Consider the following 13,398-nt stretch of genomic DNA (forward strand, 5'->3'; position numbering starts at 1 on the left):
GGGTGACGCACACCGAGAAGCAGACGCTGTCGATGACCGTGCTGATGACCCCGGACATGGCGAATTTTTCCGGCAACGTCCACGGCGGCACCATCCTCAGATTCTTGGACCAGGTGGCGTATGCCTGTGCCAGTCGCTACGCCGGGGCGTACGTGGTCACTCTGTCGGTCGATCGAGTCGTCTTTCGCGAGCCCATCCACGTCGGTGAACTCGTCACTTTTTCGGCATCGGTCAACTACACCGGCCGCACCTCGATGGAAGTCGGGATTCGCGTGGAAACAGAGAACATTCAGCGCGGTGAGCTACGGCACACCAACAGTTGCTACTTCACCATGGTCGCGATCGGCGACGACGGCAAGCCTAAGACACTCCCTCAGTTGACGCCGACCACCGACGTCGGTGCTCAGCGTTTCGAGGCAGCGCGGCGACGACGCCGACTGCGCCGAGAGACAGAAGCACGCGAGGCCGAGATCCAAGAGGCCGCCAGTCGAATGTGACCTCCCGGGGCCACCGGTTCAGCCGAAGAACGCGGCGGCGTCGTCGTATCGGGTCTGCGGTACCCGTTTGAGCTGCTTGGTCGCCTCGGCCAAGGACACCAGGCCGATCTCGGTGCCCCGCAACGAGACCATCTTGCCGAAGTCGCCGGCGTGCGCCGCGTCGGTCGCGTTGACGCCGAACCGCGTCGCGAGTACGCGGTCGTAGGGCGTGGGGGTTCCACCGCGCTGGACGTGCCCGAGCACGGTGGTACGAACTTCCTTGTTGATGCGACGTTCGATCTCGACACCGAGCTGGTGAGCGACTCCGGTGAATCGAACGTGCCCGAACTCGTCGATGCCGCCGTCGAGAAGCTTCATCGAGCCCTCCATCGGCTTGGCTCCCTCGGCGACGACGCAGATGAAGTGTGAATCTCCACGCTGAAAACGCTTGCGCACCAAGGTGCATACTTCCTCGACGTCGAACGGCTGCTCCGGGATGAGCGTCATGTGCGAGCCCGACGCCAATCCGGCGTGCAGCGCAATCCACCCCGCGTGCCGACCCATCACCTCGACGAGCATCACCCGCTGATGGGATTCGGCGGTGCTGTGCAAACGGTCGATCGCGTCGGTGGCGATCGTCAGTGCCGTGTCGAAGCCGAACGTGACGTCGGTGCAATCGATGTCGTTGTCGATGGTCTTGGGCACCCCGACCACAGGCACTCCCTCTTCGGACAACCACGCGGCAGCAGTGAGGGTTCCTTCGCCACCGATCGGAATCAACACGTCGATGCCGTTGTCTTCGAGGGTCTGCTTGACCCGATCGAGTCCGGCACGCAACACATCCGGGTTGGTGCGCGCGGTGCCGAGCATCGTGCCACCCTTGGTGAGCAACCGGTCGTTGCGGTCGTCGTTGCGCAGTTGCACGCGGCGATCTTCGAGTAGGCCGCGCCATCCGTCCTGGAAGCCGACGACCGTGGAGCCGTACCGCGCGTCAGCGGTACGAACGACTGCGCGGATCACCGCATTGAGCCCTGGGCAATCGCCGCCTCCGGTCAGAACTCCGATGCGCATCGATTTTCGCCTCTCTGCTTACGGATCCGTGAAGTGGACCCGATGACGGTCGTCAGCCTAATGGGGCGTGGTGTGGTGCGCGCGTCGGTACCGCCCGCCGCTCACTTCGGCGTCACGACGCCGGTCTCGTAGGCCAGCACCACAGCCTGGGCACGATCGCGTAGGCCGAGCTTGGCCAAGACCTTGCCCACATGGGTTTTGACGGTCTGTTCGGCCAGGAACAGCGAGCCCGCGATCTCGGAATTGGACATGCCGGTGGCAATGAGTTCGAGCACCTCGCGTTCGCGCGGAGTCAGGTCGCTCAGACGCGGCGACGTGTGGCGGCGCGCTCCGCGACGGGCGGTGACGTCCGCGATGAGCCGTCTGGTCACCGACGGTGCCAGCAGAGCATCGCCGGCCGCGACGACGCGCACACCTCGAATCAATTCCTCGGCCGGCGCATCCTTGAGCAGAAAGCCGCTCGCGCCGAGTGCCAGCGCCTCGTAGACATAGTCGTCGATGTCGAATGTCGTCAGCATCAGGATGCGCACCGGCGACGGGAGGGAGGCGGAGAGGATTGCTCGCGCGGCATCGAGACCGTTCATCTCCGGCATCCGAACGTCCATCAGCACCACATCGGGCAACAGGCGAGCTACCTCGCTGACCGCCGTCCTGCCGTTGTCGGCGTCCCCGATCACCGAGATGTCGGCCTGAGCGCCGAGCAGGGCCCCGAACCCCTGCCGCACCATCGCCTGGTCGTCGGCGATGAACACCGTGGTAGCCACGCTCGTCAGCCTAGGCGAGTTCGTCCGCGACCGTCCATGCCGTCGAGGTCGGCATGCCGTTCGGAACGTGCACCGCCACCTCGAATCCGCCGTCCGGTAGGGCGGAAGCGTGCAGCCACCCGTGTGCTGCCCGCGCTCGGTCTCGCATGCCCGCTATCCCGTGCCCGCCGGTATCCGATCCAGCGGTAGGTCCACCGATCTTCGGTGACGGCGCATTGACCACGGTCATCACGACGGTGCTCGGCGTGACCGTGATGTCGACGGTCACGGCAGCCTCGGGGGCATGGCGCGCAGCATTGGACAACGACTCCTGGAGGATTCTGTAGAGTGCCAAACCTGTTGTGTCGGAGATCGATTCGATCGGTCCGGTGATGTTCCAGCGCACGTCCATCCCGGCCTTGCGACTCGCGTGTAGGGTGCGTTCGAGATCGAGTGCGTTCGGTGCCGGTGCGTCCTGCCACGGCTGCCCATCACTGCGGAGCACACCGAGCATTCCCCTGATCTCGTTGAGTGCCTCGCGCGCCGTGGCACCGATCGACGCGAATTCCAGCGCGGCGGCCTCGGATACGTCGTCGAGTCGATACGGCGCACTCTGCGCCTGCACGACCACCATCGACATGTGATGCGCAACGACGTCGTGCAGATCCCGAGCGATCTTCGCCTTCTCCTCGAGAACCGTGCGCCTGGTGCGCTCGAGTTCGCTGACCTCCTCCTGCTGGGCAAGTTGCCTGCGGGAGAGGACGAGCCAGCGGATCAACAGTCCGAACACGACGACCGCCGTGAGGCCGACCGACCAACCGACTCCGTCCGAGCCCGGCATGTACGCGAAGAACACCAGCATGCTCGCCAACCAGGCCAGCAGCAGCACCGAAGGCGGAGACCGCAACGCGACGGCGAACAACAGCGCCAACAGGACGAGAATGTGTACCACTTGCCACGGATAGTCGTAACCCGGAGTGCGGTCGAACGCTATCGGAATGACCAGAGCGGACAGCGCCGACACCGCCCACCCCAACGCGGGATTGACTCGAATCAGCACGAACGGGAAGGCCGCGAGTGCGCCGACGATAGGCATCAACGGCCCCGAGACCTGATGGGTGACCGGCAGTGTCGGCCATGCGATCGAATACAGCACCGCACCGACGACAACGATCAGCACGTCGACCGAACGGACGCCGGCAATTCGAGTCGGTATCCGACGCCTCGCCGTTCCGGGCTTCGATTCTCCTGATCTGTTTTTGCGCACGGACCGAGCCTAGGGAGTGTGGGCCGACGAGGACGTCATACCTGAGTATCAGCTCCGCACACACCTACGGTATCGAACCGGCCGCAGACCGAGACCGCCAGTCACCGCAGAACGAGACCTCGGCGCGATGCTCGTCGAGCGTCTCGCTTCGTAGCGTCGAAAGCCATGAACAGGAACACTTCTCGCATCCTGATGTGCATCGCCGCGGCCACGACAGCAGTGATTGCTACCACCGGTGCCGCGTCGTCCCCGCCGTCCCCACCCGACAGGACATCGCCCGTCGCCGTAGCGGTGCACGCGCTCGTCGCCGAGTCGGCAGACGCGGCGACCCGAGCGATCCCCGCCGACTTCGCATCGGTGATGGGCTACAGACCGATAGTGCTCGACGCCATGGCAGAGAATCCTCACGGGGACTGTTCTTCGCCCGTGCCACTGCCATCGGAATTCGAACCCTCCTGCAAGGCACACGATCTGGGCTACGACCTCTTACGGTATGCTGCTGCGACAGGCAAGACCGTGGACCCGCACTGGCGCCGAGCCATCGATGGTCAGCTGGAAAGCCGTCTGCACGCCGCCTGCATCGAGCGAACCGATGACGGATCACGACGGGCTTGCGACGCCGCCGCATCGGTGGCCGCGGCGGCCGTGGACATGAATTCGTGGCGGCAGTCGTTCGGCGTACCGGTGGCCGAACCCGCACTGCCGATCGCGCTGGGCGGCGCAGCCTTTGCCCTGATGACGCTTTCGGCTCTACTGACGGGCCGATACGTGCGCACACGAGTATCGGTACCCGAGATCGGCGAACACGCATGATCGCCTCGATCACCGGATCCTCCGGGCGAATCGGCTTCGCTGGGACTGCTGTTGCACCGCCACTCTCGACGGGAATACGGCTGCCACGAATCGGGACCTCGATTGCGCTCACAGCTGCAGTGTCGGTGTCGTCGGCTCCTGCGCTGCTCCCCCGTCCAGCCGTCACCCAGGCACTGTTGGTCGGCGTATCGATGGCGATCGCGCTCGCCCTCGCATGGTCGGCCCGGCACGCTCTCGGCACGCGGCGACCCGCTGGATTCGGCGCGCGGGCGTGGGCAGCGGGCACTGGAACGCTGATCTCGATCGGCGCGGTGTACTCGAATATTCTGTGGCAGAACACATTACGAGCTGCGATGGCCACCCGAGCAGTGGACTGGCACTACGCCGTCGACGTCGTCGGTGGAGCGGCGTGCGTCGCTCTCACCCTGTGGGCAATCGGTTTCGCCATCAGGAGAGTGTGCACTGCGCTCGGTGGTGTGCGATCGGTCGTTCTGATCGCGGTCGTCGGCGTGCTGTCGTACGTTGTTGCCGCGCCCGCGCTCTGGTCGGCCATGCCCAGTTCTTTCTCGGCTTCGAACTCGGTGATGGACGATACGGTGACCGCTCCGATTGCGAAAACGAGATCAGGTGGTCCCGACTCGCTCGTTCCGTGGGGCACGCTGGGCAGAGAGGGCAGAAAGTTCGTGTCCGGCGGCTTCGTCCCCGGTTCCGTGCGCACGTACGTCGGCCTCGACTCGGCACCCACGCTCGATCGACGCGTCGCGTTGGCCGTCGCGGACATGGAACGCGCGGGCGCTTTCGATCGCAGTGTGGTGGTCGTCGCGATACCGACCGGATCGGGCTGGGTGGACGAGAACGCGGTCACGGGTGCCGAAAGCAGATTCGGCGGGGATGTCGCGACCGTGGCGGTGCAGTACTCGAACAAGCCGAGCTGGGCGACGTTCATGTTCGCCGAGGACGATGCACGCAGCTCGGCCGAGGCAATTGCACACGCAGTCGCTGCGCGGGCAGCCACGAAATCGACACCGCCGCAGATCGTCGTGTACGGCCAGAGTCTGGGGGCGGTAGCGGGCAGCGACACCTATCTGGCTCTTCGTCGGACCGATCCGCTCGTCTGCGGAGCAGTCTGGGCAGGTCCACCCGCCGGAGCCGTGAACACCGACGGCGCAACGGTGCTCGCCAATTCATCGGACCCCGTCGTCCGATGGTCTGCAGATCTGCTGTGGTCGGCTCCCGATCCAACGGCAACTCGTCACGATGCGCCGACGCCGATGTGGCTACCGCTCGTCAGCTTCGTCCAGACGTCCGTCGATCTGGCAGCGGCTCTCGACGTGGACGCCGGTCACGGCCATCGTTACGGAATCGACCAGGGCACCGAGATGCCACTGTGCCGGTGACGACCGGCCTCATGCCACTGTGCCGGTGACGACTGGCCTCATGTCGCTGTGCCGGTGAGTCAGTCGAGCAGTCCCAATCGTCCTCCGAGCCAGTCCATCTCGTGTTCCAAGGCCGGAGCCCATACCTGCATCGAGTGGCCGCCGGGCAACTCGCTGTAATGAACGTCGAGACCGGCAGCCGCAGCAGCCTCGAAGGCCCGCTCGGTCTGCGGCCTGAATTCTTCGTCGTCGGAACCGGCGACGAAGGCACCGGCCGAATCGGGAAAGCTGTTACGCGACAATATGTTCAATGGCGTCGAGCTTTCGAATCGAGCCTCGTTCGCCGGAGTGTCCGCTCCGAATGCTGCGGCAACCGATTCGCTTCTCGTGCCGCGACGTTGCTCGTCCTCACCGGAGATATCCAGAAACGTCGGGTACACCGACGGTGCAGTCACCGCAAGCTGCAGGGCGCAGGTTCCTCCGTAGGAGTACCCGCCGACCGCCCATGCCCGTGGATCCGGGGACGCCCGGAAATTCGACCGAACCCATTGCGGCACATCGACAGAGAGGTAGGTCGCTGCATTTCCGAGGTCCGAGTCCATGCACATCGGATTGGCCTCGGTGTCACCGAGACCGTCGGCAACGACGACGATCGGGGCAGCACCCTCGTGACGGGCCGCGAAAGCGTCCATCGTCTGCATCAAGCGGCCACCCTCGATCCAGTCGACGACGTGACCGGGTTGGCCGGTGAGCAGCACCAGCACCGGCAGGTCGTCGGCACCGGCGTCGTACGAGGCCGGAAGGTAGATGGTCGCGGGCCGAGCGTCGAAGTGCGACACCGTGCCGGGCACCTCGAGATCGACCAGTCTGCCGTGGCCCTCGACCGGGACGACAGGTTGACGCCCCAGAGCGAGTGCCGCCGTCGGATACCGGGTGACGGTCAGATTGGTGATCACGGCGGCTGCAACCAGTACCGCCACCAGCAGACCGAGGGCGCTCAGCGAACCGAACAACGGCCCGAGCCCCGAGCCGCGCCGAACCCGCACGACGACGGCACCGATCGTGGCCAGCAACAGTACCGCCGCCACCGTCAGTGCGACTGTCGGCACGGCACCGGAGAGCAGAGGTAGATGAGCCAGGTCTGCAGCCCACCGATGCAGCACCTCGTACTACCTCAGATCGCCGCGAGCGGCCTCGTAGGCGGCGCCGACACGGTAGAGACGTTCGTCCGCGAACGCTGGAGCCATGATCTGAAGTCCCACGGGTAGACCGTCCTCGGTGGCAAGACCCGACGGCACCGACATCGCGCAGTGGCCCGCGAGGTTCGTCGGCAGCGTGCACAGGTCGTTGAGGTACATCGCCATCGGATCGTCCACCTTCTCCCCCAACGGGAATGCCGTTGTCGGGGTCGTCGGCGACACCAGCACGTCGACCTTCTCGTAGGCGGCATCGAAGTCGCGTGCAATGAGTGTGCGCACCTTCAGGGCCGAACCGTAGTAGGCGTCGTAGTATCCGGCCGAGAGTGCGTACGTTCCGATCATGATGCGGCGCTTGACTTCCGGCCCGAACCCTTCGGCACGGGTGATCGCCATGACCTGCTCGGCGCTGTGCTTGCCGTCGTCACCGGCCCGCAAGCCGTATCGCATCCCGTCGAATCGAGCGAGGTTGGACGACACCTCGGACGGCAGAATCAGGTAGTACGCGGCCAACGCGTGCACGAAATTGGGGCACGAGACCTCGACGACCTCGGCACCGAGTTCGGTGAGTGCGGTCACCGCGGCATCGAAGGACGAGATCACACCGGGCTGGTAACTGTCGGAATGCAATTCCTTGACGACCCCGACGCGAACGCCCGACAGGTCGCCGCGAGCACCCTCTCGTGCCGCTGCGACGACGGGCCGAACTGCCGTGTCGACGGACGTGGAGTCCCGCGGATCGTATCCGGCGATCACCTCGTGCAGCAGCGCGGTATCGAGCACCGTGCGCCCGCACGGACCACCCTGGTCGAGAGAGGATGCACAGGCGATCAAACCGTAGCGCGAGACACTGCCGTAGGTCGGCTTGGTTCCCACGGTGCCGGTCAGTGCGGCCGGCTGGCGAATGGATCCGCCGGTGTCGGTGCCGATCGCCAACGGTGCCTGGTACGAGGCGAGCGCCGCCGCGCTGCCACCCCCCGAGCCACCGGGGATCCGGGTGGTGTCCCACGGATTCTTGGTCGGCCCGTACGCAGAGTTCTCGGTGGACGAGCCCATCGCGAACTCGTCCATGTTGGTCTTGCCCAGCACCGGGATACCCGCTGCGCGCAGCTTCGAGGTCAGTGTCGCGTCGTACGGCGAAACCCAGCCGTCGAGGATCTTCGAGCCGGCCGTCGTCGGCATGTCGGTCGTGGTGAATACGTCCTTGAGAGCCAACGGGACCCCGGCCAGAGCTGACGCGGGCGCACGACCTGCAGACAGTCCCGCGTCGACGTCGGTCGCCGCGGAGAGTGCCTCGACCGATGCGACATGCAGGAATGCGTGCAGGTCTCCATCGACCTCCGAGATCCGGTCGAGATGCGCCTGGGTCACCTCGACAGCGCTGATCTCGCGCGCGTGAATTCGGGTGGCGAGCTCGGATGCATCGAGCTTCGTCAGGTCGGTCATTCGCTCTCTCCCAGAATCTGCGGTACCGCGAAACGGCCCTCTTCCGCGTTCGGTGCGCCGGCGAGCGACTGCTCCGGCGTCAGTCCGGGAACAGTCGTGTCGGGGCGCGTCACATTGACGATCTCGCTGGGGTTGGCCGTCGGCGGAACATCGTCGGTAGCCACCTCCGCCACGGCTTTGACGTGATGGAGAATCGAATCCAGCTGACCGGCGAACTCGTCGAGTTCGGCGTCGCTGAGAGCCAAGCGCGACAGCCGGGCGAGGTGAGCGACCTCGTCGCGGGAGATGTCAGGCACCGCGTGGACCCCTTTCACACTGTAGGAGTGGAGCCGAACGAAACGACCCCATGTTTGTGCAGAGCGAACCGAACGGGTCCGCGAACGCCGTCCAGCCTAGTGCGGAACGTCGCGCAGGCTGCACGCACTCCTCGTGGGTGCCCCTGGTGTCAGAATTGTCACTGCCCGCGTTGCGGGACGTGCCGAACAGGTCGAAGATGCAAGGATTGCTCGCGCCGGGGTGCACATGTTCCCTTTCCGCCCGTCAGCATCGATTCGCTGCGCGGGGGTGGCCGTAGTACGCCAGAAGCCGAAAGGGAGCGTGACATGTCCTACCTGCTCCGCGTTCAACTGCCGGACCGGCCGGGCAGTCTCGGATCGTTGGCCGTCGCCCTCGGTTCGGTCGGCGCAGACATCCTCTCCCTCGACGTCATCGAACGCGGTGACGGATACGCGGTCGACGATCTGGTGGTGGACGTCGCGCCCGGTTCGCTTCCCGACACGCTGATCACCGCCGCCGAGAACCTCGACGATGTCCGGGTCGATTCCATCCGGCCGTACACCGGAGTCCTCGACACCCACCGCGAACTGGAACTGATCGATCGCGTCGCCGCTGCATCCGACGATCGACTGCAGGTCTTGGTCGACGGTGCCCCTCGGGTTCTGCGAGTGGGGTGGAGCACGGTGGTGGCCACCAACGCGCACGGCCCGTTCCGCCTGGTGGGTAGCTCCGGAGCACCCGAGACCCACGCCGCGGAGCTGCCGTGGTTCCCGTTGGCGGCTCCCGCTGCGCTGGACGCAGATGCGGAATGGGTTCCGCAGGTGTGGCGAGACATGGACACCCAGATCGCCGCCGCTCCGCTCGGAAACACCGGCACCGTACTCATGCTGGGAAGGCCGGGTGGGCCGGAGTTTCGACCGTCGGAGGTTGCCCGGCTCGGTTACCTCGCCGGCATCGTGGCCACCGTACTGACCTGACGCTGTCGCATCAGGTCAGTCGTCCGATGCAGGTTCCGGTTCGGTATCGGCAGGTGCCACCGCCTGAGGTCCCTCGGTCAACAACCGTGTGAACCCCGACTCGTCCAGTACCGGTACGCCGAGCTCGATCGCCTTGTCGTGTTTGGACCCCGGGGACTCGCCGACGACGACGAACGCAGTTTTCTTCGACACCGAACCCGCCGCCTTCCCGCCGCGCAGCAGGATCGCCTCTTTGGCCTCGTCACGTGAGTACGAGGTCAGCGACCCGGTGACGACGATCGACAGCCCTTCGAGATTTCGATCGATGGAGGCATCGCGCTCGTCTTCCATCCGGACGCCCGCGGCCCGCCATTTGTCGACTATGGCTCGATGCCAGTCGACGTCGAACCACTCCGAGACAGCGGCCGCGATGGTGCCACCCACCCCGTCGACCGCAGACAGTTCCTCGACAGACGCCGCCTCGATACGTTCGAGACTGCCGAACTCTCCGGCCAACGCACGGGCCGCCGATGGCCCCACGTGCCGGATGGACAGGCTGACCAGGACGCGCCAGAGCGGCTGGTTCCTCGCTACGGCCAAGTTGTCGAGCAGCTTGCGACCGGTCGCCGAGAGCGCCCCCGATTTGGTGCGGAAGATCGCCGTCTTCATCAAGTCCGTCTCGGTGAGCGAGAACAGATCGCCCTCGTCCTCGATGGCACCGGTGGTCAACAGGTCGGATGCGGCCTCGTACCCGAGTCCCTCGATGTCGAATCGCTGCCGCTCGGCCACGAAGAACACCCGCTCGCGCCGCTGCGCCGGGCAGAACTGCGAGTTGGGGCAACGCAGGTCTGCATCACCCTCCTTGGCCGGAGCAAGTGGCGTCGAGCACTCCGGGCATTCGGTGGGCATGACGAATTCGGTCTCGGCACCGGTCCTGGCGTCGACGACAGGTCCGAGAACCTCCGGAATGACCTCACCCGCCTTGCGGATGGTCACCGTGTCGCCGATCAACACGCCCTTGCGCTTGACCTCGGAGGCGTTGTGCAGAGTTGCCAACGACACCGTCGAGCCGGCTACGAGAACCGGAGTCATGTACGCGAACGGGGTCACTCGGCCCGTCCTGCCCACGCTGACACGGATGTCGAGCAGAGTCGTGGTGACTTCCTCGGGTGGGTACTTGTAGGCGATGGCCCACCTCGGTGCTCGAGACGTCGTTCCCAACCGCCGATGCAGCGACATCTCGTCGATCTTGACCACGAGCCCGTCGATTTCGTGTTCGACGTCGTGTCGGTGCTGGTCCCAGTAGACGACCTTGTCGACGACCTCGTCGATCCCCCGCACGCGTGTGGTGTGCGTCGAGATCGGCAGGCCCCACGCTCGGAGCGCCTCGTAGGCGTGCCACTGCGAATCGGGGGTGAAGCCCACCATGCGCCCGAACCCGTGGCAGATCATTCCCAGGCGTCGCTTGGAGGTGACGGCAGGGTTCTTCTGTCGCAGCGACCCAGCCGCGGAGTTTCGCGGATTGGCGAACGGGGGCTTGCCCTCCTCCACGAGGGAGGCGTTGAGAGCCTGGAAATCCTCGAGGCGGAAGAAGACCTCCCCACGCACTTCCAGCACCTCCGGCACCGGGTACTCCGCACTGCCCGTCAGGGTGTCCGGGATGTCGTCGATAGTGCGTGCGTTGAGGGTCACATCCTCGCCCGTACGTCCGTCTCCGCGGGTGGCACCACGAACCAGAGTGCCGTTCTCGTACACCAGATTCAGCGCGACGCCGTCGATCTTGACCTCACACAGATAGTGCAGATCCGGCCCGGCCTCGGTCTCGACTCGTTTTGCCCAAGCACGAAGCTCGTCGTGGTCGAACACGTTTTCCAGGCTCAGCATTCGTTCCAGATGGTCCACGGCGGTGAATTCCGTCGCGAAGCCGCCTCCGACGAGTTGGGTCGGCGAGTCCGCGGTCCGTAGATCCGGGTGTGCATCTTCCAGATCGTTGAGCTCACGCAGCAGAGCATCGAATTCGCCGTCGGACACGATGGGCGAATCACGAACGTAATAGCGGAACTGGTGACCGCGCACTTCCTCGGCCAGCGTCTGCCATCGGTCGCGATCGGCAGAGGACGCGGCATCGAGTTCTACACCGACTGTCCCTGCGCTGTCGTCGGTTCCTGCGGGTAGTTCGGTCGGCTCAGGCACGTCTCGAAGATTATCCGACCCCACCGACAGTGACCCATCGGCCGACACCGTGGCCCTAGCGACCCATGAGTCCCAGCAACAGCGTCGCGGCCACGAGCGCCACCGCGCAGATACCGGCGGTCAGTGCGAAACCCGTCACGAAGGAGTCGGAGTAGATGCCGCCGAGCACGGAGGCCATCACAGACAACAACACTCCGGCGGGCAAGCCCCGTCGTTGGGCATCCGATAGCCGATACATCGGACGATCATCGCAGAGGTCTCGGGCGAGCACACCGGCGCATCGCGCTACGGGCACAGTGCGGACTCAGATCTCGTCGATCACCAGACTGTTGCCGCCGGACTGCTTGGACCGGTACATCGCGGCGTCCGCCGTGCGTGCCGCTCTACCGACCACCGACGTTCCCACGTCCCACAGGGCCGAGTCCTCCCGCAGCAAAGCCATGCCGACGCTGACGGTGACGGGGATGTCGTCCCGGTGGTCGCAGAGCACCCGAACGATGTCGAAGCCGAGATCGACCATTCCCCGCGCGTCACCGACCAGGGCGACGAGGAATTCTTCGCCGCCGGTTCGGGCGAGGACTCCCCCCTGGTGCCGAACCAGGCGGCGCAGTCGGTCGGCGACTCGAACGATCACGTCGTCGCCGCGGCTGTGCCCGAATCGGTCGTTGACGGACTTGAACTTGTCGATGTCGACGACCATGAACGCCATCGACATATCCCGATAGTGGGCTTGCTGCCACAGGTCCAGCAGTTCGCTGTCGATGCCTCGCCGGTTGTACACGCCGGTCAGCGGATCGAGGACCGAACGCTTGGCGTCGTTGGACAGCGTCGTCCACGCCACCTGAGCGAACACCGGAACTCCCACGGTCGCCAGGAGCAGCACCACGGTGGCGGTCGCGACAGCGGGCCCGTCGATGTAGTCCACATCGTCGTTCATCACCGTCACGAAGGTGCGAATGCCGAAGCCGACGATGCACGTGGCGGTCCACACCAAGTGCGCCACCAGCAGTCGTGGACTCAGGAAGTAGGTGCACAGTGCGCCCGTGATGGCGAACAGCACCGTTCCGATGAGTGAGGCGATGGGGTCGTACAGAATCAATACCGAGGTCGTGAGGATGTCGCCGAAGGCGAGAAAGCCGATGAACCATTTCTTGCCGGGGATCGGCCCGAGCACACACCGAGCGGCGACGGCAACCTGGATCACGAGCACCAGCGCGACCCAACCGATCGCAGTCGTTCCGCGAGGCCCGAGGTCACTGAAGAGCATCAGGATCGACGTCAGCGCGTACATCACCGTTGCCGTGCCGAACACGACGCGAATGATTCCGGTCAGCGGGCGGGTCGATCTGTGGTTGAGAATCCACTCGAAATCGTGCGGCGCTCGATACCAGTCGGAGGTGGCAGCAGCGAGTTTGGCCAACACACCTCGACGGTGTCGGCCGGAACGCCGGAGGGAGGCAACCTGATCGAAGTCGCGACCGCCTGATGCCATGTTCCGAACTCCCACCGATTCGATAGACCCCCGACGGCCATGTGAATAGTGTCACACCTGTTCGACGTCCCAATACTCGTGGGGCGCGAGGTG

The 13,398-nt window shown here is 65.2% G+C and carries 13 protein-coding genes; 4 read left to right on the forward strand and 9 right to left on the reverse strand.

Features of this window, described 5'->3' with window-relative positions; genetic code table 11:
• Nucleotides 1–32 precede the first annotated feature (32 nt).
• Complete coding sequence (locus CH305_RS24425; RefSeq protein WP_256983987.1) at nucleotides 33–497, forward strand: acyl-CoA thioesterase; 465 nt, start codon at nucleotides 33–35, stop codon at nucleotides 495–497.
• A gap of 18 nt (nucleotides 498–515) precedes the next feature.
• Here CH305_RS24425 and CH305_RS24430 read toward each other — a convergent pair whose 3' ends face one another.
• From CH305_RS24430 to CH305_RS24440, 3 genes are all read right to left on the reverse strand, one after another.
• The gene (locus tag CH305_RS24430) at nucleotides 516–1,547 is read right to left on the reverse strand and encodes an ATP-dependent 6-phosphofructokinase (protein ID WP_032376991.1); all 1,032 of its coding nucleotides are present in this window, start codon (nucleotides 1,545–1,547) and stop codon (nucleotides 516–518) included.
• A 101-nt stretch (nucleotides 1,548–1,648) separates the two neighbouring features.
• Nucleotides 1,649–2,311 carry a response regulator transcription factor gene (locus CH305_RS24435; RefSeq protein ID WP_032376990.1) on the reverse strand — a complete coding sequence of 221 codons (663 nt, stop codon included), beginning with the start codon at nucleotides 2,309–2,311 and terminating at the stop codon, nucleotides 1,649–1,651.
• Nucleotides 2,312–2,321: 10 nt separating this feature from the next.
• The gene (locus CH305_RS24440) at nucleotides 2,322–3,557 is read right to left on the reverse strand and encodes a sensor histidine kinase (RefSeq protein ID WP_371828258.1); all 1,236 of its coding nucleotides are present in this window, start codon (nucleotides 3,555–3,557) and stop codon (nucleotides 2,322–2,324) included.
• Between the two features lie 165 nt (nucleotides 3,558–3,722).
• Between CH305_RS24440 and CH305_RS24445 the strand changes: the two genes are divergently transcribed.
• Nucleotides 3,723–4,370 carry a hypothetical protein gene (locus CH305_RS24445; RefSeq protein WP_141215885.1) on the forward strand — a complete coding sequence of 216 codons (648 nt, stop codon included), beginning with the start codon at nucleotides 3,723–3,725 and terminating at the stop codon, nucleotides 4,368–4,370.
• Nucleotides 4,367–5,767, forward strand: a complete 1,401-nt coding sequence (locus CH305_RS24450; RefSeq protein WP_094705092.1) for an alpha/beta-hydrolase family protein — start codon at nucleotides 4,367–4,369, stop codon at nucleotides 5,765–5,767. Before CH305_RS24445 ends, CH305_RS24450 begins: the two co-directional genes overlap by 4 nt.
• A 59-nt stretch (nucleotides 5,768–5,826) precedes the next feature.
• On the opposite strand, the gene CH305_RS24455 is transcribed toward CH305_RS24450, so the two are convergent.
• The 3 genes from CH305_RS24455 to gatC are packed head-to-tail and all read right to left on the reverse strand — an operon-like array spanning nucleotide 5,827 to nucleotide 8,684.
• On the reverse strand, nucleotides 5,827–6,909 hold the full coding sequence (locus tag CH305_RS24455) for an esterase family protein (RefSeq protein ID WP_094705094.1): 1,083 nt from the start codon (nucleotides 6,907–6,909) through the stop codon (nucleotides 5,827–5,829).
• Nucleotides 6,910–6,915: 6 nt separating this feature from the next.
• On the reverse strand, nucleotides 6,916–8,388 hold the full coding sequence (gene gatA, locus CH305_RS24460; protein ID WP_032403144.1) for an Asp-tRNA(Asn)/Glu-tRNA(Gln) amidotransferase subunit GatA: 1,473 nt from the start codon (nucleotides 8,386–8,388) through the stop codon (nucleotides 6,916–6,918).
• Entirely contained in the window at nucleotides 8,385–8,684 is a 300-nt protein-coding gene (gene gatC / locus CH305_RS24465) for an Asp-tRNA(Asn)/Glu-tRNA(Gln) amidotransferase subunit GatC (protein WP_032378172.1), read from the reverse strand. Before gatC ends, gatA begins: the two co-directional genes overlap by 4 nt.
• Nucleotides 8,685–8,990: 306 nt before the next feature.
• On the opposite strand from gatC, the gene CH305_RS24470 reads away from it, so the two are divergent.
• Nucleotides 8,991–9,641, forward strand: a complete 651-nt coding sequence (locus CH305_RS24470; protein WP_032376988.1) for an amino acid-binding protein — start codon at nucleotides 8,991–8,993, stop codon at nucleotides 9,639–9,641.
• 15 nt (nucleotides 9,642–9,656) lie between these two features.
• On the opposite strand, the gene ligA is transcribed toward CH305_RS24470, so the two are convergent.
• The 3 genes from ligA to CH305_RS24485 all read right to left on the reverse strand — a co-directional run bounded on the left by ligA (nucleotide 9,657) and on the right by CH305_RS24485 (nucleotide 13,305).
• Entirely contained in the window at nucleotides 9,657–11,708 is a 2,052-nt protein-coding gene (gene ligA / locus CH305_RS24475; protein WP_373454585.1) for an NAD-dependent DNA ligase LigA, read from the reverse strand.
• Between the two features lie 160 nt (nucleotides 11,709–11,868).
• A complete protein-coding gene (locus tag CH305_RS24480; protein WP_032378171.1) occupies nucleotides 11,869–12,051 on the reverse strand; it encodes a hypothetical protein in 183 nt (60 codons plus the stop codon).
• A gap of 66 nt (nucleotides 12,052–12,117) precedes the next feature.
• Nucleotides 12,118–13,305 carry a diguanylate cyclase gene (locus tag CH305_RS24485; protein WP_052058833.1) on the reverse strand — a complete coding sequence of 396 codons (1,188 nt, stop codon included), beginning with the start codon at nucleotides 13,303–13,305 and terminating at the stop codon, nucleotides 12,118–12,120.
• Nucleotides 13,306–13,398 lie beyond the last annotated feature (93 nt).

The sequence above is a fragment of the Rhodococcus sp. 15-649-2-2 genome (assembly GCF_002258645.1).
Lineage (GTDB): Bacteria > Actinomycetota > Actinomycetes > Mycobacteriales > Mycobacteriaceae > Rhodococcoides.